At 46.2% G+C, this 22617-nt stretch carries 23 protein-coding genes; 17 read left to right on the forward strand and 6 right to left on the reverse strand.

All coding sequences use genetic code 11. The features are described from left to right. Positions 1-21: 21 nt before the first annotated feature. The 3 genes from ACXAH2_RS00460 to ACXAH2_RS00470 are packed head-to-tail and all read right to left on the reverse strand — an operon-like array spanning position 22 to position 2928. Positions 22-558 (reverse strand): DUF924 family protein, encoded by a 537-nt coding sequence (locus tag ACXAH2_RS00460; RefSeq protein WP_475075768.1) that lies wholly within the window; start codon positions 556-558, stop codon positions 22-24. 25 nt (positions 559-583) lie between these two features. After that, complete coding sequence (locus tag ACXAH2_RS00465) at positions 584-1909, reverse strand: aspartate aminotransferase family protein (protein ID WP_475075770.1); 1326 nt, start codon at positions 1907-1909, stop codon at positions 584-586. Further along, a complete protein-coding gene (locus tag ACXAH2_RS00470) occupies positions 1906-2928 on the reverse strand; it encodes a phosphotransferase enzyme family protein (RefSeq protein ID WP_475075772.1) in 1023 nt (340 codons plus the stop codon). The genes ACXAH2_RS00465 and ACXAH2_RS00470 overlap by 4 nt, the downstream gene beginning before the upstream one ends. Before the next feature lie 154 nt (positions 2929-3082). On the opposite strand from ACXAH2_RS00470, the gene fabG reads away from it, so the two are divergent. Then, positions 3083-3865: a 3-oxoacyl-ACP reductase FabG gene (fabG, locus tag ACXAH2_RS00475; protein WP_475075774.1), complete on the forward strand. Its 783-nt coding sequence runs from the start codon at positions 3083-3085 to the stop codon at positions 3863-3865. Between the two features lie 37 nt (positions 3866-3902). Here fabG and ACXAH2_RS00480 read toward each other — a convergent pair whose 3' ends face one another. Continuing rightward, positions 3903-4274 (reverse strand): VOC family protein, encoded by a 372-nt coding sequence (locus ACXAH2_RS00480; protein WP_475075776.1) that lies wholly within the window; start codon positions 4272-4274, stop codon positions 3903-3905. Between the two features lie 82 nt (positions 4275-4356). Beyond that, entirely contained in the window at positions 4357-4590 is a 234-nt protein-coding gene (locus ACXAH2_RS00485) for a hypothetical protein (protein WP_475075778.1), read from the reverse strand. A gap of 231 nt (positions 4591-4821) precedes the next feature. On the opposite strand from ACXAH2_RS00485, the gene ACXAH2_RS00490 reads away from it, so the two are divergent. From ACXAH2_RS00490 to ACXAH2_RS00565, 16 genes are all read left to right on the forward strand, one after another. Continuing rightward, positions 4822-5406, forward strand: coding sequence for a hypothetical protein (locus tag ACXAH2_RS00490; RefSeq protein WP_475075780.1), 585 nt, complete (start codon positions 4822-4824; stop codon positions 5404-5406). Between the two features lie 359 nt (positions 5407-5765). Beyond that, the gene (urtA, locus tag ACXAH2_RS00495) at positions 5766-7049 is read left to right on the forward strand and encodes an urea ABC transporter substrate-binding protein (protein WP_475075782.1); all 1284 of its coding nucleotides are present in this window, start codon (positions 5766-5768) and stop codon (positions 7047-7049) included. Between the two features lie 130 nt (positions 7050-7179). Continuing rightward, complete coding sequence (urtB, locus tag ACXAH2_RS00500; protein ID WP_475076371.1) at positions 7180-8736, forward strand: urea ABC transporter permease subunit UrtB; 1557 nt, start codon at positions 7180-7182, stop codon at positions 8734-8736. Then, positions 8733-9866: an urea ABC transporter permease subunit UrtC gene (gene urtC / locus ACXAH2_RS00505; protein ID WP_475075784.1), complete on the forward strand. Its 1134-nt coding sequence runs from the start codon at positions 8733-8735 to the stop codon at positions 9864-9866. The genes urtB and urtC overlap by 4 nt, the downstream gene beginning before the upstream one ends. Further along, a complete protein-coding gene (gene urtD / locus ACXAH2_RS00510) occupies positions 9863-10720 on the forward strand; it encodes an urea ABC transporter ATP-binding protein UrtD (protein ID WP_475075785.1) in 858 nt (285 codons plus the stop codon). Before urtC ends, urtD begins: the two co-directional genes overlap by 4 nt. A gap of 4 nt (positions 10721-10724) precedes the next feature. After that, positions 10725-11414: an urea ABC transporter ATP-binding subunit UrtE gene (gene urtE / locus ACXAH2_RS00515; RefSeq protein WP_475075787.1), complete on the forward strand. Its 690-nt coding sequence runs from the start codon at positions 10725-10727 to the stop codon at positions 11412-11414. Beyond that, the gene (locus ACXAH2_RS00520) at positions 11411-12283 is read left to right on the forward strand and encodes an urease accessory protein UreD (RefSeq protein WP_475075788.1); all 873 of its coding nucleotides are present in this window, start codon (positions 11411-11413) and stop codon (positions 12281-12283) included. The genes urtE and ACXAH2_RS00520 overlap by 4 nt, the downstream gene beginning before the upstream one ends. Positions 12284-12302: 19 nt before the next feature. Beyond that, the gene (locus ACXAH2_RS00525) at positions 12303-12605 is read left to right on the forward strand and encodes an urease subunit gamma (protein ID WP_113875317.1); all 303 of its coding nucleotides are present in this window, start codon (positions 12303-12305) and stop codon (positions 12603-12605) included. 15 nt (positions 12606-12620) lie between these two features. Then, positions 12621-12944 (forward strand): urease subunit beta, encoded by a 324-nt coding sequence (locus tag ACXAH2_RS00530; RefSeq protein WP_475075790.1) that lies wholly within the window; start codon positions 12621-12623, stop codon positions 12942-12944. Then, a complete protein-coding gene (gene ureC / locus ACXAH2_RS00535) occupies positions 12944-14650 on the forward strand; it encodes an urease subunit alpha (RefSeq protein ID WP_475075792.1) in 1707 nt (568 codons plus the stop codon). The genes ACXAH2_RS00530 and ureC overlap by 1 nt, the downstream gene beginning before the upstream one ends. A 20-nt stretch (positions 14651-14670) precedes the next feature. After that, a complete protein-coding gene (locus tag ACXAH2_RS00540; RefSeq protein WP_475075793.1) occupies positions 14671-15114 on the forward strand; it encodes an urease accessory protein UreE in 444 nt (147 codons plus the stop codon). Then, a complete protein-coding gene (locus ACXAH2_RS00545; RefSeq protein WP_475075795.1) occupies positions 15095-15772 on the forward strand; it encodes an urease accessory protein UreF in 678 nt (225 codons plus the stop codon). The genes ACXAH2_RS00540 and ACXAH2_RS00545 overlap by 20 nt, the downstream gene beginning before the upstream one ends. Before the next feature lie 82 nt (positions 15773-15854). Beyond that, a complete protein-coding gene (ureG, locus tag ACXAH2_RS00550) occupies positions 15855-16502 on the forward strand; it encodes an urease accessory protein UreG (protein ID WP_475075797.1) in 648 nt (215 codons plus the stop codon). A gap of 10 nt (positions 16503-16512) precedes the next feature. Beyond that, positions 16513-17100: a HupE/UreJ family protein gene (locus ACXAH2_RS00555; RefSeq protein ID WP_475075799.1), complete on the forward strand. Its 588-nt coding sequence runs from the start codon at positions 16513-16515 to the stop codon at positions 17098-17100. A gap of 10 nt (positions 17101-17110) precedes the next feature. Beyond that, positions 17111-20518: a hybrid sensor histidine kinase/response regulator gene (locus ACXAH2_RS00560; RefSeq protein WP_475076372.1), complete on the forward strand. Its 3408-nt coding sequence runs from the start codon at positions 17111-17113 to the stop codon at positions 20516-20518. Positions 20519-20529: 11 nt separating this feature from the next. Beyond that, the gene (locus ACXAH2_RS00565; RefSeq protein ID WP_475075802.1) at positions 20530-21444 is read left to right on the forward strand and encodes a response regulator; all 915 of its coding nucleotides are present in this window, start codon (positions 20530-20532) and stop codon (positions 21442-21444) included. 16 nt (positions 21445-21460) lie between these two features. Here ACXAH2_RS00565 and ACXAH2_RS00570 read toward each other — a convergent pair whose 3' ends face one another. Beyond that, positions 21461-22546: a PA0069 family radical SAM protein gene (locus tag ACXAH2_RS00570; protein ID WP_475075804.1), complete on the reverse strand. Its 1086-nt coding sequence runs from the start codon at positions 22544-22546 to the stop codon at positions 21461-21463. Positions 22547-22617 lie beyond the last annotated feature (71 nt).

The raw sequence follows: 22617 nt of genomic DNA on the forward strand, positions 1-22617 counted from the left end.
CATACTTAGTAAGACAAGCTTTTAAAAACTGGAATTGGGCTCTTTAAGAAATGTTTTTTCGGCCTCAGTGGATGGACGGCCCAAAATGGCATTACGGTGAGGGTAACGACCAAACCTATCTATGATGGCTTTATGCTGAATCTCGAAGGCTAAATTGTTTTCGTTACCCAGTGATGTAAAAAGGGATAAAGCTTCGATATGAATGAGTTTAGACTCACTGTGCATGAAGGGCATATAAAGGAAAGCACGTTGTTTTTCGGGTAACTCGGAATCAAAGCCTTGTGCAATTGAAAATTGCGCCAAAGCTAAAGCCAATACATCAGAGGCAAAAGCAGCAGGCTCATCTCGATAAATATTGCGAGAGAATTGATCAAGAATGAGGATTTCTGCCAAACTGCCCATGGCGGTATGACGCCATGAAAAGAGTTCTCCGGCTGTGGCTTGGTCGTGTCGTTTCCCAAAACGCTGTTGAATCATAAGATCAAAAGCATGGTCTTTTTGAAACCATTGCTTAGGATCCGCTTCTGAAAACCAAAAATCGATCACATCTTGATACATGTGCCTGCTCTTTTGTTGTCTTGAATTAGTCTAGGACAACTTGTTTAAAACCGTCTATGAAGAATTCGGCTTCCGATTGAGTTAAGCAAAGGGGAGGTCTTAATTTCAAGGTTGCTCCCTGTTTGCCAGCAGCACCTGCCAATATTTTTTGCTCTCGTAAGCGATCTATCACCTGAATTGTGTGTTCGGCATTAGGTGCACCTTGTACTTGGATATCTATGCCGAAAAACAATCCTGAGCCACGTATTTCACCTATCATAGAAGAGTGTTCAGCGATATCGAGCAGACGTGCTTTAATTTGATCTCCCAAAACACGGGCATTCTCTTGTAGGCTTTCGCTTTCTAAAGTGTTTAATACTGCAAGGCCCGCCGCTGCGGCCACTGGGTTGCCACCAAAGGTATTGAAATATCCTACATCCTCACAAAAGGCTTCCAATAAGTGGGGTTTGGTGACCACGCCAGCCATGGGAAAACCGTTCCCCATGGGTTTGCCCATCGTGACCATGTCGGGTATCACACCGTGGGCGGCAAAACCCCAGAAATGAGTGCCAGTACGTGCAAACCCCGGCTGTACTTCATCAGCAATGTATACACCACCGGCACGACGTATGACGGCAACGGCAGATTGCAAAAAACCATTTGGGTGTGTGAATACACCGTCGGAAGAAAAAATAGAATCTAATAATAGCCCTGCCACCTTGATACCGCGTTGTGAAAGTTCATCGACGGCGGCTTGTACCTCATTAGCAAAGCCTTGTTCTATGTCCGCGCCATAGTTTTGCGTTGAAGGAGCGGGAATCGCCACCACATGGTTAGGTAAAGAGTCGTTTTTTAAGCTGGAAGGAGAGACTTGTGTTGCATAGGCCGTATTGCCGTGATAGGCGCATTCCGTGACAATAAAGCCGCTTCCTCCGGTGGATTTACACGCCAACCGCATGGCCAAATCATTGGCTTCGCTGCCCGAGCAAGTCAGCACCACATTAGACAGTGTTGCTGGGAAAGTGGCTTTGAGCTTTTCTATGTACTCGTCAACTACGCTGACCAAATAGCGTGTATTGGTATTGAGTCTGGCCATTTGTTGAGCCACCGCATCAATCACCGCAGGGTGACAGTGCCCAATACAAGGTACATTATTGTAAAAGTCTAAATATTCACTACCATCCGCTGCTGTCATCCATGCGCCTTTTGCAAAGACCATTTCGATTGGCTGGCGATAAAACAGCACAGCAGAAGCACCGACATTACTTAACCTACGTTGCACGGCAGGACTAACCTTAGACTTGGCTTGATCAAAGGCATTCATATCCAAGATTTGGGCAGGCTTGTCAGGCTTTGGATAAGGCTCCGTCATGCTTCTCGTCTCCGGTTTTTTTCCTCAACATTTGCCAGCTTATCCAGATAAGCTTTAGCCAAATTGACGGTGCCTTGAGTGAATTTTCCCAGTCCAACGTCTTTCGCGGTTTGCGTCTCGGAATGACTGGCAACCCAAGCGGTTAACAACATACGACGAAATAGGATAAACGTGGGAATCATGGCCTCGTGCTCTGCGGATAATTCTCGTATCGAACGATAGCCTTTTAACCAAGCCGCTTGCAAATCGGGGATATAGGCCTCTTCCTCATAGAAGGAGATGGCGGCGGCAAAGTCATACATAAACCAGCTAAAACCACAGTCATCAAAATCAATCACAGATAAATGACCGTCATCGACCAACAGATTTGCTAGACGTAAATCCGCATGAATCAGACCAAAACGATCTGTTGCTTGACCATAGTCTGCCAGCTTTTGTTTCAATACGTCACACAACTGCTCCAGTAGCGGTTCTTGCTCTGGGCTCAAATCAATTGCTTGACGCCAGCTTCCCCATAATGGCGTGTCGCCTAAAGCGGTATCATAGGTCCAGCTTTTGCGCACAAAGTGTGCTGGTAAAGTCCAATGTAGCGCATGATTATGCAGTTTTGCTGATATGGCACCAAGCGTTTCGAAACCTGTGATCAGATCGTCATCCGCCTTGGGTTCATCACCAGCTAAAAACTCAAAGGCCACCACATACCTTTGTTGGTCACCGTCCATAAAAGCGCTGATCAGTGAGCCATCGATGCGTTTTATTGGTGCTGGCGCTTTTACTGTGTCACTTTGAGTTAAGGCTTGCAGCCAGTCGAGCTCGGAGCAAATTTCCTCAAATCTGTGGTAATCCGGTCTGTGTACACGAAGAATAATTGGTGCAGATTGATGAGAATCCTGTACCAGAAAGGTGGCGTTTTCCGATAAGGTCAGTAGCTTAATCTCAGCTTTGTCGCTGATTCCCCAGGAAGGAAGTAACCCTTGTAGACCGAGCTTAATACGTTCAATGAAGCCTTCGTTATACACTCTAAGTTCTCCGTATCAACAGATTTATTTATCAATAAAAGCGCTTTTGCTGATGAATTTTATGACATAACTCGCTTGGATCGTTTCTTGCAAAGTTAATTCCAATATATGAATTCAAGATAAATATTCATCAGATAAGTGAGGTTGTTTCTCTATGTTTGCATCTCTTTCGGGAAAAGTGGCGATAGTAACAGGCGGATCAAAAGGCATAGGCAAAGGCATTGCCAAGGTGTTTGCTAGGCAAGGAGTGAAAATCATGATTGCGGCACGTGGTGAGCAAGAGGCAAAGGAGGCAGTGGGTGACATCATCGCCGAAGGTGGGCAAGCGGATTATTGTTTATGTGATGTTTCGAATTGGCAGGATGTGCAAGCTTTATTATCAAAAACAGTTGATAGCTATGGAAAAATTGACATTCTGTGTGCCAATGCAGGGATTTTTCCGCAGCAAAAAATGATCGATATGTCTGCTGATGATTGGGACAAGGTTATGTCGACAAATTTGAAAAGTACTTTTTTGACGGTAAAAGCCTGCTTACCTTATTTTGCCAAAGCTGGGCAGGGCCGTGTCATCGTTACTTCATCCATTACTGGCCCGGTAACTGGCTATCCGGGTTGGTCTCACTATGGTGCATCCAAATCCGGTCAGTTGGGCTTTATTAAGACGGCCGCAATGGAATTGGCCCCTTTTAACACTACGATTAATGCGGTGATGCCAGGTAATATCATGACCGAAGGATTGGCGGATCTGGGGGAAGAGTATTTGAAGTCTATGGCGGCATCTATCCCACTGAAACGACTAGGGTCGGTGGAGGACATTGGTAACGCCGCATTGTTCTTTGCGACTGACGAAGCCAGCTACATTACGGGTCAGCAAATTGTTGTGGATGGTGGTCAAATACTGCCAGAAAGCTTAGATGCCATAAATGAAATGGAGTAAGGCAAGAGTGAGCCTCTGCGCGGTATAGGGAGATCATTCAGTTTGCCAATGGGGAACTAATGTCGATTAAACATCCATTTGGATCTTTAACAAGAAATCGTCTTTGCCCATAGAATTCGTTACGTGGCGTTTGGAGAATGGACACTTTCATGGTTAAAGCCTTGTCATAAATCGCTTCTATGTCTTCAACCACAAAAGTGACATACATGCCTGTGGGTATGACTTGGTATTCTTTGGGAACCAATGCATGATCCCGTTGAATAATACCGTATTCCAAGTCGGAGTTCGTTGGTGAACACAGCTGGATATACCAGCTGCTTTCGTACTTTACCCTAAGGCCAAGTAGAGATACGTAAAAGTCTTTGCTTTTGGGCAGATCATCAGAACATATATTCGTCAGTATTCTCATCGTCTTTCCTTTTGATTGGTAAGCTTGACTTCAACATCATTAGTTTTTGCTACTTTATTGAGTGTCCTCTGCCTCTAGTTTTTTAATTTGTTTGGCCCTCTAGTTTTTTAATTTGTTTGGCATTGTAGATAAGTAGGATTAACGTCATGAAGGATACGCCTGCTTCAACAAAAATAGGCAGAGTACTAACGGCAAACAGTCCAGTATACTTCATGATTGCCATGATTGCCATGATTGCCATGATTGCCGTTAGAGGAACAATAAAATATAAGAGCTTTTGTTGCTTTTTTAAATTTTCCAACTTTTCATTATCCATTGTTTTTCTCCTTCAATATTGTCATTTTAACCGCCACTTTTACCATGACTTTCTTAAATAGGGCTTTAAGGAAGTGGGAATTTAGATCTTATACAGAAGATCGCCACTAATTAGCCACTTTTAACCTATTTTTCCCTGCATTTTGCCGATTATGTCCTATCCTCACTGTATAAAATAGTTGAGTTTACACGCAGTTAATCGTGTCTATCAAAGGACGAAAGGAGGGATAGGGTGGCAAAAAAAGACGAATTCATAGTGAAAGACAGATTTCGTAATTATGGAGAGTACTCAAATTGCTTAAGCTATTGCGTTAATTTAAAGCCCAGAATACGAAATTCATCGGCCATTTTTCATGCTGCTTGTGTCTCCGATGACGTTGGCATTAATGGTGAAACCGATTTTTTCACTATATTAACAAAAGTGCATGAATGCATAGGTAAATGTTGTAAAAGAAAATGGGTGGTGTATGGAAGTAGTCCGAATATTCCTAGCAAATATACGTTAGAAGTGTCTAAAAAAGTGCTGATCGGTGTTGGTCGAGTTCCTCATCCTGAAAACAAAGGCAACCTGCATTTCTACGTAGTCACCCAGATCAACGGTGATGGACAAAGTATCGATGCCGTGACGGATACCATTCAAGCTTGCCAGTTCCATTTTAATAAAGACAAGCATGATTACGAACTTATTCAATACGTTGGTGGTCATCCTGACCATCCGACGCATTATGAATTTCTTGGTTTCTTTACCACCGGAATTTTACCGAGTGAAAGTAAGATTGAAAAAGCGCAATATTATCCCGCTTATCAACTGTCTTAATGATATAAATACATTAAAAACTAATGTTGATTGAGAACTTGAATATTGCAAATACGACGAGACATCGGGCTTAAAAACATGGGGGGCGGTGTTCCCGGAATTTTCTACCCGGTCTTATCTTACCGCGAACATTAAGTGATGATGTGAGATTAGTTCTATACTGCGAGTATACTTTTGACATCATTGTTTTTTCATTGCTCTACGTCATTTAACGTAGGTCCATAGGGTAATTAGCGCATACCCTGTGCGGTGGTTTTTTTGAATACTGAACGGGCTGCTCACTAGGTCATAACCATACGATAAAGCGCCTAAGTGATCAGTTTGAACGCATCAAAAAATCACAATAGGACGACTCAATCATGAAAATTAAGACGCTTGCTTCTGCGATTGCGCTGACCAGTGCGACGCTTATTGCTTTCCCTTCTTTGGCGGCCGACACCATTAAAGTCGGTGTGTTGCATTCTCTTTCAGGCACTATGGCAATCTCAGAAACCACTTTGAAAGACACGGTTCTGATGATGGTTGAAGAACAAAATAAAAAAGGCGGTTTGCTTGGTAAAAAGCTCGAAGCTGTGGTGGTTGACCCTGCTTCAAACTGGCCTTTGTTTGCGGAAAAAGCCCGTGAGTTGTTAACGGAAGATGAAGTGGATGTCATTTTTGGTTGTTGGACGTCCGTATCTCGTAAATCGGTATTGCCAGTTATTGAAGAACTCAACGGTTTAATGTTCTACCCAGTGCAATACGAAGGTGAAGAATCCTCTAAAAATGTTTTCTACACAGGTGCTGCGCCAAACCAACAAGCCATCCCTGCGGTTAACTACTTAAAAGACGAGTTGGGTGTAGAACGTTGGGTATTGGCTGGTACAGACTATGTTTATCCGCGTACTACCAATAAGATCCTAGAAGCTTATCTGAAAGACATGGGTGTCGCGGAAGAAGACATCATGATTAATTACACGCCATTTGGTCATTCTGATTGGCAGTCTATCGTTTCAGACATCAAAAAATTTGGTAGTGCAGGCAAGAAAACCGCGGTGGTATCGACCATCAATGGTGATGCTAACGTACCTTTCTACAAAGAATTGGGTAACCAAGGCATCTCATCTGAAGACATTCCTGTGGTGGCCTTCTCTGTGGGTGAAGAAGAACTTTCTGGCCTAGATACGGCACCACTTGTTGGTCACCTTGCCGCGTGGAACTACTTCCAGAGTGTTGAAAGCGATGAGAACGAAGAGTTTATTACCCAGTGGAAAGCTTACACAGGTAATCCTGATCGTGTCACCAATGATCCAATGGAAGCAACTTATATCGGTTTCAATATGTGGGCCAATGCCGTAACCGAAGCCGGTACAACCGACGTAGACGCGGTTGAACAAGCCATGATAGGTCAAGAAACACCTAACCTAACGGGCGGAATCGCAGTAATGAACAAGAACCACCACTTGAGTAAGCCTGTATTGATTGGCGAGATCCAAGACGATGGCCAGTTTGAAACCGTTTGGGAAACCGATGGTGTGGTTCCAGGTGATGCTTGGTCTGACTTCTTGCCAGGTTCGAAAGACCTGATTGCCGATTGGACTGACCCACTGAAATGCGGTAACTACAATACTGAGACCAAAATGTGTTCTGGGCAAAATTACTAATTTGACTACCCCCCAGGGTTGAAACTTGGCTTCCAGCAAATGTTGGAAGCCTTTTTTGTTACTTTTGTTCGACTGATTCTGGAGATATTTCGTGAAACGTATTTTGCGTCTCTGCCTGATAGGGATTTTTATGGTTTCACCCACTTGGCTGATGGCAGTGGAAACCAAAGACTTGCTGTCTGAGCTTACCCAAACCAAGTTGTCTAAAATGCCCGCTATGTTGGAGCAACTGGAAGCCCAGGGCGATGAGTCCTTATTGCCTGTGTTTAGAGCTTGGTTGGATGGCGATTTATATTACACTCGAGAAGGGCGTCAGCTGGTGGTGAAAACCAAGCTGGATGGCAAAACGGCCTATGTGGATGTGTTTAGTCTTGCGCCTCAAACTGAACTCACCAGTAAAAAAGTGCGCAAAATCAAAGTCAATAATAAGTTACGTGGCATGTTAAGAAGTACCATTGCCGGCTTGCAATTAACCTCAAAAGACCCCGAATTACGTGAAAGTGCGGTGCGTGAATTGTTAGCCGATTTGGATCACGACACCTTTACTACCTTAGAAGAACTTTATCCTCAAGAAACCTATTCTAACGTACAGGAGATGATGCAAACCGCCCTGTCTTTGTACACGGCAAAAGATGTTGAGCAAAGTCAAAGTGTTCGTTTGGCGGCCATTGATTACTTATCTGGCAGCTTAGAAAACGATGTGCGCAATGGCTTAGTGACGTTAAGTCAAGAGGCGAATGATGTGATTGCGTCGGCAGCGACTCAGGCACTTGAAAAGATCAATCAAAGTGTACAGCGTTATGCCTTTGTTGATCAGCTGTTTTTTGGCTTGAGTTTAGGTTCAGTCTTGTTATTGGCGTCAATTGGGTTGGCCATCACCTTTGGGGTGATGGGAGTCATCAATATGGCGCATGGTGAAATGATTATGTTGGGTGCCTATACCACCTATGTGGTGCAATTGATCATGCCCAACTACATAGATTATTCCATTTGGGTGGCGATTCCAGCGGCCTTCTTAGTGTCGGGTTTAATGGGCGTATTGATTGAACGCTTGGTGATTTGTCGTTTGCATGGCCGACCATTAGAAACCTTGTTGGCCACCTTTGGTATCAGTCTGATTTTACAACAGTTGGTACGTACCATTTTCTCTCCTTTGAATCGTCAAGTGTCCACCCCAAGTTGGATGAGTGGTTCATGGGAAATCAACCCCGTCTTATCTTTGACGTTAAATCGTTTGTATATCTTGGCCTTTGCCTTATTAGTGTTTATTGCTTTGGTGCTGATTTTAAAGAAAAGCTCACTGGGCTTGAACGTTCGAGCGGTATCGCAAAATCGCAACATGGCCAAAGCCATGGGCGTGAAAACCGAGTGGGTGGATGCCATGACCTTTGGTTTAGGGTCAGGGATTGCTGGCATCGCCGGCGTGGCGTTATCTCAGCTTACCAATGTAGGGCCAAACTTGGGCCAAGCTTACATCATTGATTCCTTTATGGTGGTGGTGTTTGGCGGTGTGGGGAATTTATTGGGTACCTTAGTGGCCGCCTTCACCTTGGGCATTGCCAATAAGTTCTTAGAGCCAACCACAGGTGCCGTGTTGGCCGCCATTTTTGTGTTGGTATTCATCATTCTCTTTATTCAAAAACGTCCTAAAGGACTTTTCCCACAAAAAGGCAGGGCTGCAGAATGAGTAAGTTATTGCATTGGTTTAGCGCAGGGCGCACGTCTGGCAAATACACCTTGCCCTTTGTGATTTTGTTGTTAGGGGTCACCTTGTTGGCATCGGCTGCCAATTTACTTTTACCAGAAAGCTCGGCCCTACATGTGAGTACCTACAGTATTACCTTGTTGGGTAAGTATTTATGTTACGCCATGTTGGCTTTGGCGGTGGACATCATTTGGGGATATTGCGGTATTTTAAGCTTAGGGCATGGGGCGTTTTTTGCTTTGGGCGGTTATGCCATGGGCATGTATCTCATGCGCCAAATAGGTGACCGTGGTGTTTATGGTCACCCCATTTTACCGGACTTTATGGTGTTCCTTGATTGGCAAGAGTTACCTTGGTTTTGGTTGGGGATGGATCAGTTTTGGTTCGCCATGATGATGGCGGTATTGGTTCCGGGGTTATTGGCTTTTGTGTTTGGTTGGCTAGCTTTTCGTTCCCGTGTGACCGGTGTGTATCTGTCCATCATGACACAAGCTTTAACCTACGCTTTGTTGTTGGCTTTCTTCCGTAATGAAATGGGGTTTGGTGGCAATAACGGTCTCACCGATTTTAAGGAAATTCTAGGCTTTGATTTGCAGTCTGATGCCACAAGAGTGTCGCTGTTTATTATAACGGCGCTGTTACTGGCCTTAGTCTTGTTAGTCAGTCAGCGCATTCTGTCTTCGCGTTTGGGCAAGGTGACTTTGGCTGTTCGAGATGCGGAAGCCCGCACCCGTTTTATTGGTTATCGCACGGAACGCTATAAGGTGTGGTTGTTTGTCTACTCTGCGGTAATCGCTGGGGTGGCGGGCGCCTTGTATGTCCCTCAAGTGGGCATCATTAATCCTGGGGAATTTTCTCCGATTAATTCCATTGAAATCGTTATTTGGGTTGCTGTTGGCGGTCGCGGCACCTTAATTGGCGCCATTATCGGTGCTTTATTAGTGAATTACGCTAAGACTCGTTTTACCGCCATCATGCCGGATGGTTGGTTATTTGCCTTGGGTGCCTTGTTTGTCTTGGTGACTCTGTTCTTACCAAAAGGCTTAATCGGTTTATACGGACAACTTAAATCTAAGCGCCAAAGCCTATCGACACAGGAGGCGTCATCATGAATGCCATCGATCAATCTTTGCAAGGTTTAAGAGACACCTTTCGCCGCGATCAGGTATGGCCATTTTTAGCACCAGAACATGCGACTAAGGTGGATGTCTCCAATCAAATGATTCTTTATGTAGAAGGTCTGAACCTAAGTTTTGATGGTTTCAAAGCGCTAAACGACCTGAATTTGTATGTCAAAGACGGTGAATTGCGTTGCCTCATCGGTGCCAATGGCGCGGGTAAAACCACCTTGATGGATGTGATTACCGGCAAATCCAAACCGGACTCTGGCTCAGTGTTTTTTGGTCAAACTCATAATTTGCTCAGTAAAGACGAAGCGGACATAGCTCAGTTGGGAATTGGCCGTAAGTTCCAGAAGCCCACTGTATTTGAAGAGCAAAGTGTGTTCGACAACTTGGAGTTGTCATTGAAAACCGATAAACGAGTACTGCAAACCCTGTTTTCTCGATTGTCGCCAAGCGAAATAGATCGAATTGATGAGGTGTTAAAAATCATTGGTTTGAGCGATCAGCGTTTTATGCAAGCCGGTGCTTTGTCCCACGGTCAGAAACAATGGCTGGAAGTAGGCATGCTTCTTGTATCCGATCCAAGACTTTTGCTGATTGATGAGCCTGTTGCTGGCATGACGGCACAGGAAACTGAGCGTACCGCCGAGTTGCTGACGTCCTTAGCCGGAGAGCGCACTGTTATTGTGGTGGAGCATGATATGGAATTTGTGCGCAGCATTGCTCGCACTGTGACGGTATTGCATCAAGGTTCCGTGTTAGCGGAAGGCTCCATGGATCAGATTCAGAATAATAAAGATGTCATTGAAGTCTATTTAGGCGAAGAAGCGGTGGAGGCCTAACCCTATGATCAGCATGAAAAAAGTTAGCCAGTTGTATGGTGGAACACAAATTTTATGGGATCTGGATTTGGACATAGTGCCGGGCTCCATCACTTGCATTATGGGCCGCAACGGTGTCGGCAAAACCACTCTGATGAAAGCCATTATGGGCTTGTTGCCCATTCAAAGTGGTGAAATCTTATTGAACCAGCAAGCCTTGCATAAACAAAGTGCCGAACGACGTGCCTACGCAGGCATTGGCTATGTACCGCAAGGTCGCGACATTTTCCCCATGTTAACGGTGGAAGAAAACTTGCGCATTGGCTTGCCGGTACAGAAGAAAAAAGCCATTCCGGAGAAAGTGTTTGAACTTTTTCCTGTATTGAAAGAAATGTTACATCGTCGTGGCGGCGATTTGTCCGGTGGTCAGCAACAACAACTGGCTATTGGGCGGGCTTTGGTATTGGAGCCAAAAGTCTTAATTTTGGACGAACCAAATGAAGGTATCCAACCTAATATTGTCAAGCAGATTGGGGATGTGATTCTCAAGTTAAACGAGGAAGAAGGTCTAACCGTGATTCTAATTGAGCAAAAGCTGGGTTTTGCCCGTCGCGTGGGCAAAGAATTTCGTCTTATGGAAAAGGGTCGCATTGTCGCCGCGGATAAGATGGAAAACCTTAACGACGATCTCATTAAGCAGTATTTAGCCGTATGACCTTGGCTCTGAATCATAGCAGTACAGAGCAAACAGCCAGCCAATGGCAAGCCTATTTACGTTTAGGTTTTGCTCATGGCGCCCGAGGTACAGTGTTAAAAACCTGTGATCACAAAGGGCCTTTGTATGTACAAAAGCCTTTTTACCCTGAAGGCCAAGACACGGCCCATGTGTATTTGCTGCACCCGCCAGGCGGCTTGGTGTCGGGGGATGAGCTGGTCATTGAATCCCGTCAACAGCCATATACTCATGTCTTGATCACCACGCCTGGAGCAGGGCGAGTTTACCGTGCTCGTCCTGACAAATTGTTGCAGCGTCAAACCACTCATTTGCATGTGCCCAATCACGCCATCATGGAGTGGTTGCCACAAGAAACCATACTTTATCCCGATGCCAATACGGCGTTGGTGAATCAGATTCACCTTGTTTCTGGTGCGCGTTTTATCGGTTGGGAAATCACCTGCTTTGGTTTGCCGGCGAATCAATTAGACTTTGCTCAAGGACAAGCTAGCCAGAGCTTTCAGATCAATGTGGATGGCCGTATCAGGCTGCGCGAACGATTACGCATTGATAAAGAGTCGACAGCGGTCATGAATTCGACAGCGGGCTTACAAGGACAAGCGGTGAATGGTTTGTTGGTGGCTGGGCCTTTTACGCATTTATCAGACGATACCTTAGCGGCTTTACGTGATTCTTGTGCGGAGTTTGCTGGTTTGGCGGGGGTGTCTTTAGTGAAAGAATTTATTTTGGTGCGCGCTGTGCATGGTGACAGTGAGCAAATGAAAAAGCTATTCACTCAGTGTTGGCAACAACTGCGACCTGAATTGATACAACGCAATGCCTGTGCGCCACGTATTTGGGCGACCTAATGATTAAGAGGCTTTGACTATGGAATTACTACCAAGAGAAAAAGACAAACTACTGGTGTTTACCGCAGCTTTATTAGCCGAACGTCGCTTAAATCGCGGCCTAAAGCTCAATTATCCTGAGGCCATGGCGTATCTCACGATGGAAATTATCGAAGGCGCTCGAGATGGTAAAAGTGTCGCAGAACTAATGGCTTACGGCAAAACCTTACTGAGTGCCGAGCAGGTTATGGATGGCGTCGTGGAGTTGATTCATGAAGTTCAGGTGGAGGCAACCTTTCCTGACGGAACCAAGCTGGTCACTGTCCACAACCCGATCAATTAACTGGGGAGAAGCAAGATGATTCCAGGAGAAATACAGGTTAGCGAAGGCGATATTGTACTGAATCAAGGACGCAAAACCTTGAAAGTTCGAGTGGAAAATACCGGTGATCGCCCCGTACAAATTGGTTCGCATTACCACTTTTATGAAGTGAATCCTGCGTTAGTGTTCGATCGAGCCGCCACTAAGGGGTATCGCCTTAATATTGCTTCGGGGACGGCGGTACGTTTTGAACCCGGTCAGGGGCGAGAAGTCGAGCTGGTGGAATACGCTGGCAGCAAAAGCATTTATGGCTTTCGTGGTGATGTGATGGGCAAACTGACCACAGAGGAGACAGACTGATGGCAAACATGGACCGACAAAGTTACGCGCAAATGTTTGGCCCAACCACTGGCGACAAAGTGCGTTTAGGGGATACCGACTTGTGGATTCAAGTGGAGCAGGATTTCACTACCTATGGGGATGAAGTGAAATTCGGCGGTGGCAAAGTCATTCGTGATGGAATGGGGCAAAGTCAGTTGACCAATGAGGTCGCCGTCGATTTGGTGATTACCAATGCCTTGGTGTTGGATCATTGGGGGATCGTCAAAGGCGATGTTGGGGTGAAAAACGGTCGCATTTTTAAAGTGGGGAAAGCCGGGAATCCAGATGTACAAGATAATGTAGACATTGTCATTGGCCCCGGTACGGAAGTGATTGCGGGGGAAGGTTCTATTCTGACCGCAGGCGGGATAGATGCGCACATTCATTTTATTTGTCCGCAACAAATTGAAGAAGCCCTTACCTCAGGTGTAACGACCATGATAGGCGGTGGCACGGGGCCGGCCACCGGAACTAATGCCACTACTTGTACGCCGGGGCCTTGGTATTTGGGGAAAATGCTACAAGCTACCGACAGTATGCCAATGAATTTGGGCTTCTTAGGAAAAGGCAATGCCAGCTTACCTGAGGCCCTTGAGGAACAATTGGAAGCTGGCGCTTGCGGCTTGAAATTGCATGAAGATTGGGGCACCACACCAGCGTCTATCGATTGCTGTTTGTCGGTGGCGGAAAAATACGATGTCCAAGTAGCGATTCATACCGATACCTTGAACGAATCTGGCTTTGTCGACAGCACTTTAAATGCCTTCAAAGACAGAGTGATTCACACCTACCATACTGAGGGTGCGGGTGGTGGTCATGCGCCGGACATCATTCGTGCAGCAGGGCACGCCAATGTGCTGCCATCTTCGACCAATCCGACTCGTCCTTACACTCATAATACAGTCGATGAACATCTGGACATGCTGATGGTGTGTCATCATCTAGACAGCAATATCCCTGAAGATGTGGCTTTTGCTGACTCTCGTATTCGCAAAGAAACCATTGCTGCGGAAGACATTTTTCATGATCGTGGTGCCTTCTCTATGATCTCATCCGATTCGCAAGCCATGGGGCGCGTTGGCGAAGTGGTCACTCGTACTTGGCAGACCGCGCACAAAATGAAGCAGCAATTCGGCTTGTTACCAGAAGATGCTGAGCTGGGTGCAGACAATTTCCGCGCCAAACGTTATATCGCCAAATACACCATTAACCCAGCGATTGCGCATGGCGTTAGTCATGAAGTGGGTTCCATTGAGGCGGGCAAATTGGCGGACTTGGTATTGTGGAAGCCGGCGTTTTTTGCGGTTAAGCCTTCTTTGATTATTAAGGGCGGCATGATTGCCAATGCTCCCATGGGCGACCCTAATGCATCGATACCTACGCCGCAGCCTGTGCATTATCGTCCTATGTTTGGCTCCTTTGGCAAGGCCAGTGCGGCCACCTCGGTCACCTTTGTATCGCAGGCGTCATTAGACAATGGCATTAGGCAAAGTTTGGGATTAGAGCGCACCTTAGTTGCCTGTAAAAACACTCGCAATATAGGTAAATCTGACATGGTTCACAATGACTGGATGCCAGAGATTACCGTGGATCCCCAGACTTATGAAGTCAGGGCGGATGGCGAGTTACTGACTTGTGAACCGGCGGAGCGTTTGCCACTGGCACAGTTGTACAACTTGTTTTAATAGGCTGTTAAGGATTCATTATGTTGGATATTTATACGCGTTTAGGCACACATTGCCACGATCCTGTGTATACCAGTGTCACTTTGGATGCTGAGCAACGTGAGCGTGGTCGTTTGAAATTAACGGGTGCCAATGGTGACATTATTCGAGTCTTTTTAGAGCGTGGTAAACCCTTATTAGTAGGGGAATTTCTGCGTTCAGAGTGTGGCAAGGTCATTCAAGTAGAAGGTGCGTTAGAAGCTGTTGCCCATGCCAGTTGCGACCATTGGGCGGTATTTTCCAAAGCCTGTTATCACCTAGGCAATCGTCACACTAAAGTGGAAGTTGGCGAGCGTTGGTTACGCATTAAGCCGGATCATGTATTGGAAGACATGCTGCATTTATTGGGCTTAGTGGTTAGCCATGAAGAAGCGGTGTTTAATCCAGAATCGGGAGCATACAGTCATGGTCATCACCACCACTGATCAGTCTTTACTGCGCTTGCTGCAGCTCAGCAGTGTCAGTTTGCCTGTGGGTGGGTATGCTTTTTCTCAAGGTTTGGAATACGCCATTGAGAAAGGCTGGTTGAGCAAGCAAGCCGATGTGGCAGATTGGACGCAAGTGCAGTTGTTGCAATCTTTTGCTAGGGTCGATTTGCCGATTTTACGTTTGGCCATGGCCGCTTGGTATGAACAAGATGAAGTCAAACTGGTGGCTTTGAACGATTTAGTATTGGCTTGCCGCGAGACCAAAGAGCTAAGATTAAACGATACGGCCATGGGAGAAGCTTTAGCACGCTTGATGCGCAGTTTAGACATGGCGACACCGTTTCAGCGCATTGAAGAAGTTAGCTTTGTCATCTTGTTTGCGGTGGCGGCTTGTCATTGGCAAATCGAGTTTGAAACCGCTGCCTTGGGCTTTACTTGGTCTTGGCTGGAAAACCAGATTGCTGCGGCCACCAAGTTGGTGCCACTTGGGCAAACGCAAGCGCAACAATTATTGGGTGAGTTACAACCCGTGATCTCTGAGGCCATTCAGATAGCAAAACACTTAGAAGAAGATGGCATAGGGGCTGGTTTACCGGCCTTAGCAATCGCTAGTAGCTTGCACGAAACCCAGTATACACGGTTGTTTCGCTCGTAATTGGTGATTTTTTAAGCGTTAAACAAAGGCGACATTCCTATAATAAAGCGCACAGATAAGTACGCAAAAGAGGACGTATTTTATGACAAAACCAAAACAAACTCTGCGGGTGGGCGTGGGTGGTCCTGTTGGATCAGGAAAAACCGCTTTACTGCGTTCTTTGTGTTCTGCCATGCGCGAGCATTACCAGATCGCCGTGGTAACCAATGATATTTATACGCAAGAAGACGCTAAGTTTTTGACGCGCCATGAAGCCTTAGAGGCGGATCGTATCATCGGTGTGGAAACGGGTGGTTGTCCGCACACCGCCATTCGCGAAGATGCTTCTATGAATCTGGCCGCCATTGATGAATTGGTCGAGCGTCACGGAGAGCTGGACGTGGTGTTTGTGGAATCGGGCGGGGACAATTTGAGTGCCACGTTTAGCCCTGAATTATCCGATTTAACCCTTTATGTGATTGATGTCTCAGCGGGAGACAAAATTCCTCGTAAAGGTGGCCCGGGCATTACTAAGTCGGATCTTTTGATCATCAATAAGATAGATTTAGCGCCGTTAGTGGGGGCTTCTTTAGAAGTAATGGACAAAGACGCCAAGGCGCAGCGCGGTGCTCGTCCGTTTGTCTTTTCAAATTTGAAAGCGGCACAAGGTTTGGATGACATCATTCAATTTATCGTCTCAGAAGGCATGTTGGAAACAAAAAGTTTACCGCCAGCCAAAGCGGTTGTGTAATCGGAGAAATATGATGATATATCGAATCTCGAAATCTTGTGTGGCCTTATTGTTGGCCGTGTTTTCCTCTCTTAGCTTAGCGCATCCTGGTCACGGAGAAAGTATGGCTGGGTTGGCAGGTTTTGTTCATCCCTTCACGGGTTTAGATCACTTATTGGCGATGTTTGCTGTCGGCATTTGGGCGGCAAATTTGGGTGGTCGTGCGCTGTGGGCGGTGCCTTTGTCTTTCATGGCAATGATGATGGGCGGTGGTATATTGGCTTTCACGGGCTTGACTGTGCCTTTCATTGAACAAGGCATTCTTATGTCGGTGATGGTATTCGGCGTACTCTTGATGGCGGCGAAACATCTGCCTTTATGGTCGAGTCTCTTGTTGGTGGCTGGCTTTGCAACTTTCCATGGCGCGGCGCATGGTTTGGAAATGCCAGCCGCGGCCTCCGCTTGGTCTTATAGCCTAGGGTTTATTTTGGCAACGGCGAGTATACAAGGCGTGGGTATTCTTACTGGGCAATGGTTTCAGCAACAAGGCATACAGAAGCTTAATCAAGTATTAGGTGGTGTTATTGCGGGAGCCGGTATGGCTTTGGCTAGCCTTTAATACAGCGATTATGGCAGCTACGCAGAAAATCTATAAGGTACGGCGACACTACAATAAGTGGGTCGCTGACCAAACACTGGAAGACTATGCTTTGCGTTATACTGCGAAGCATGGTCATACCATGAGCATCGAAAGGGTGGGGCATACCGCATTGGGAGCCGCCGCCTTTTTGGCGTTAGAGGGATTAGCCGCCGTGATCACCCTAGGCTATGGCTTTACCAATGCGGTAGCGGCCATTTTGGTGGTGCTCGCGGTATTTTTTGTTACCGGTTTTCCGATTGCCTATTATTCGGCAAAACATGGTTTAGACATAGATTTGCTGACGCGCGGAGCCGGCTTTGGTTATCTCGGCTCTACTATCACCTCGCTTATTTATGCCACTTTTACCTTTATTTTCTTTGCGATTGAGGCGGCCATTTTAGCGTCGGCTTTTGAAGTCTTATTAGGAATTCCGCTGGCCTTGGGGTATGCCTTATCTGCTTTGTTTGTGATCCCAATTGTGACTCACGGTATTCGCGCCATCAGCCGTTTTCAGAATGGCACGCAATGGATATGGTTGGTGTTACAGGTCGCTGCCATTGGTGTGGTGGTGAGTCAGGAATATCAGAACTTTTCTGGTTGGACAGAATTTGTTCCACAGCATTTGCCACAAACGACGCAGTTTGATTGGATTTTGTTTGGTGCCGCCGCGTCGGTGTTATTTGCTTTGATGGCGCAAATAGGTGAACAAGTGGACTACCTGCGTTTTTTCCCCAAGAAGGACGCCAGTAATCATCGTCGTTGGTGGTTTTGGCTGATTTTGGCTGGCCCAGGTTGGGTGTTTATTGGCGCCATTAAAATGTTGTTGGGATCCTTTCTTGCGTATTTGGCCATCACAGACGGAGCCAGTGCGGTGCAAGCCACTGATCCAACCTATCTGTATCAGCGCATCTTTTTGTTTCTGACCACCTCGCCGTCTACGGCATTGATTCTCGCCGCTGTGTTTGTGTTTATTTGTCAGATGAAGATCAATTTGACCAACGCTTATGCCGGTTCCATTGCTTGGTCGAATTTCTTTTCACGGTTAACTCATTCACACCCTGGTCGAGTGGTGTGGCTGGTGTTTAATGTGACCATCGCTTTGTTATTAATGGAGCTGGGTATTTATCAAGCGCTTGGGGCCATATTAAGTGTGTTTGCCATCAGCGCGGTGAGTTGGTTGTCGAGTTTGTCGGCGGATTTATTGATTAACAAACCTTTAGGTTTGAGTCCACGTGATGTGGAGTTCAAACGCGCCCATTTGTATGACATCAATCCGGTGGGTACCGGCTCTATGCTGGTGGCAACCAGCTTAGGTTTATTGTGCTATCTCGGTTTGTTTGGTGAGGTGGCGAAGAGCTTGTGTCATTTCATTTCCATTGCGACTTGTTTTGTGTGCGTGCCACTGATTGCGTGGCTGACGAAGGGAAAGTATTACATTGCTCGACAGAGTCCGGAATTGTTGCCCTTGGTGGAAGCGGCAAAACCTCGTCACAGTTTAGTGTGTGGTATCTGTGAAAATACCTTTGAAGTGGAAGACATGAGTTATTGCTCGGCTTATCAGCTGCCGATTTGTTCATTATGTTGCTCGTTGGACTCCAGATGTTTGGACAGTTGTAAGCCGAAAGCGAATATTTCTCAGCAGAGTGATTATTTTCTTAAGCTGTTTTTGCCAAGGCGTATGGCCAAAGCCATCAGCAGTCGTTTGGGACGTTTTGCCTCCTTGCTGATCATGATCAACATCATCAATGGTGCCTTGATGATGTTGATTTATCGTCAAATGTCGCCCACTAATGACAGCGAAGCTCTATTACTACAAGAGACCATGTGGGCGTTGTTTTTCACTCTCTTAATTGTGTCAGGCGTATTGTCCTGGCTGTTTTTGTTGGCACATGAAAGTCGTGTGGTGGCGCAGAAAGAATCCAATCGTCAAACGCGTAAACTGACGCGAGAAATCGAAGCTCACCAAATAACAGACCGGGCGTTACAAGGAGCGAAAGAACAAGCCGAGCAAGCAAACGAGGCCAAAAGTCGTTATTTGAGTGGTATAAGCCACGAATTACGTACGCCGTTGCAGTCCATTATTGGTTATGCTCAATTGTTGTCAGACAAACAAGATACTCCATCTGGGCATCAAAATGGCTTGGACATTATCCAACGAAGTGGTTTGTATCTTGCTGATCTCATTGAAGGTTTGCTGGATATCTCGAAGATAGAAGCAGGCCGCTTTGACTTGTATCGTAATACCGTGAACTTGCCTAAGCTGATTGATGAGCTTAACAGTGTGTTTGCCATGCAGGCGCGAGCCAAAGGCATTCAATTCCAGTCGAAAATTTTGGCCCCCTTGCCCAATCATGTGGTAACGGATGAAAAACGATTACGACAAATATTGATTAATCTGCTCTCCAATGCGGTGAAATATACGCCGCAAGGCAGTGTGCAGTTTAAAGTGAACTATCGTAATCAGGTGGCGGAATTTGTTATTCGTGATACGGGTTTGGGCATCAAGCAAGAGCATCTACAGCGGATTTTTGATCCGTTTGAGCGCGTACGAGATTTGTCTACCGCCAGCTTGCCGGGGACGGGCTTGGGGCTAACCATAGTGAAACTCTTGTCAGAAATCATGGGCGGGGATTTGCAAGCCAAATCGACCCTAGGAGAAGGCAGCGAATTTAAAGTATCCTTGATGTTGCCTTGGGTCAGCGAAGGGGATGTTGGCTTGACGGTTAATCGTCGTATTGTGGGTTATCAGGGCTATCAGCGCAGTATTATGCTGGTAGATGATGATCCTGTGGTACGTGGCTTATTGTCGGATATTTTGTCGCCGTTAGGTTTTCATGTGCAAGAAGCGCCAGACGCAGAAAGCTGTTTGCGTGACTTAGCAAATAGTTCTCCAGACCTGTTTATTTTGGATGTTTCCATGCCTGGGATGGATGGGCTGAGTTTAGCCAAAGTATTGCGCCAGCAAGGTTATTTAGTGCCAATTATTATGTTGTCTGCGGATGTTCAGGAAAGTCAGCGTCAGCCCGATGAACAAAGGGTGTTTAACCAATATTTGGTGAAACCGATTAAAAATACGGATTTACTGGAGGCCATTCAAGATTGGTTAGCCGTTCAGTGGATCTATCAAGATGCCGATCAATTACCCCCATTAACTGATACACTGAGTCAGCAGCACACGATTAAAGTACCCAGTGAAACGCCCATTGATGATCATGAAAGCATTCGTGAACTGATTGCTTTTGCGCAAATGGGTTATAAAAAAGGCGTGCGCGAATGCCTTGATCAAATTACCACAGAGGACAGATTAGACGCCCACCATTTGGCGCAATTGGAGCAGTTATACCAAAGCTTCCAGTTCGATGGCATAGCGCACTATTTACAACAGCGAAGTATATGAGATAACAGCTGATGAAGAGTGACAATCACAATAATGACATAGTGCTGGTCGTAGACGACTCGCCTGATGCATTAAGTTTGATACACGATACGCTCGAACAAGCTCATATGGATGTACTGGTTGCCCTAGAGGGAAAGCAAGCTTTAACAATCGCTAAGCGTATTCGCCCTGACATCATTTTGATGGACGCCATTATGCCTGTGATGGACGGTTTTACCGCCTGTAAAGCACTGAAACAAGATCCAGCGTTGGCGAATATTCCAGTGATCTTCATGACCGGCTTGAATCATACGGATGACATAGTGCGAGGCTTAGAAGCGGGTGGCGTAGATTATCTTACCAAACCCATTCAGCCAAATGAATTGCTGGCGCGTATGAAGGTGCATTTATCGAATGCGCGTTTAAACAATAATGCTCAATTTGCTTTAGATAGCATGGGCCAAAATTTGATGACCTTCGATCGTTCAGGCGGCATTGCATGGGCCACACCACAAACTCACGCTTTGATGGCTAAGGCTCGACTCACGCCAGATTGGCAAGTAGACCAACTGAGTCATCTGGTGAAAGACTGGCTGCTTCACTCACCGCAAGAGGGCAATCGATTGCCTTTGTCCCATCTTGACTATCCTCTGACATTGAAGTTTCTTGGTATGACGGAGCAGGGCGAAGCTCTAGTGAAACTGGAAGATGGGGAGCGTTTATCGGGGGCGGAATTGTTGCGTAACCGTTTGTCGTTAACCGAGCGAGAATCGCAAGTATTGCATTGGATCGCCAACGGCAAAACCAATCGCGAAATCGGCGAGATTCTGGCCATGAGCCCGCGCACAGTAAATAAGCATCTAGAGCAAATTTTTCCTAAGCTTGGGGTGGAGAATCGTACCTCGGCAGCCGGTGTGGCACTACGTATTCAAGCCAATGCAGAATAAGTCGAGCGAAATTGGCTTAAAACAACCCCAGTTGATCGCCAGCTTTGGGTGGCAGGCTGAACTCAGAACAATCTAAATAACCATGGCGCTGATCGCTCAAGCCATGTTTATTACGAGCCATGCGAAAACGCTGATTAATGATGTCAGCAAACAAGCCTTCTCCAGTCATGCGTTTGCCAAAACGACTGTCGTAAAGCTTACCACCGCGCATGTCCATAATGCGTTGTAACACATGGTCCGCTCGTTGTGGAAAATGCTGGTGTAACCATTCTTCAAACAGGGGCGCCACTTCATGAGGCAAACGCAGCATGATGTAATGAATGGATTGTGCGCCAGCCTCCGCACTAGCGGCGACGATGCTTTCCAGCTCATGATCATTAATAAAAGGAATCACCGGCGCGGCCAGTACAGTGACCGGAATGCAAGCGTCGGTGAGCGCCCTAATGACGTCTAAGCGTTTACTGCCAGACGCCGTTCTGGGCTCTAAAATTCGTTTCAACTCCTTATCTAGGGTAGTCACACTGATGGCAACGTGCACCAGTCGCTGCTTTGCCATTTGCGCTAAGATGTCTAAATCGCGAAGAATCAAAGCACTTTTGGTGATTAAGGAAATGGGTTGCTTGTGTGCTAGGGCCACTTCCAATAAAGCACGGGTGATTTTTAGGTCTTTTTCAATTGGTTGATAAGCATCGGTATTGATGCCTAAGGCAATGGGTTCACACTGATAGTTAGGGTGGGCCAACTCTTTTGCGAATAACTCCGCGGCATTGGTTTTTGCCACCAATTTGGTTTCAAAGTCTAACCCGGGCGACAAGTCCAGATAGGCGTGAGTAGGGCGCGCAAAGCAATAAATACAGCCATGCTCGCAACCTTGGTAAGGGTTGATCGAAAGATTAAAAGGCACATCAGGGGATTGGTTGCGACTGATGATGCTTTTGGCTTTGGTGTGATGTACTTGAGTCTGTGGATGCCATGACTCGCGGGCGATCAGAGTGTCCTCATTGATGTCCTGCGTAACCTGCTGTTTGCTAAAGCGTCCTGCCATAAGATTACTGGTGCCGCGACCTTTTAGAGGTGAGTTGAATGGATTTGAATACGACATAATAAAGCCTAAAATACTGTTTATTCATACAGTATTTTAGGCTTTATTCACATCAGTGCAAGCTTATTCGC

This window comes from Marinomonas sp. ABL3_031 (genome assembly GCF_056161265.1).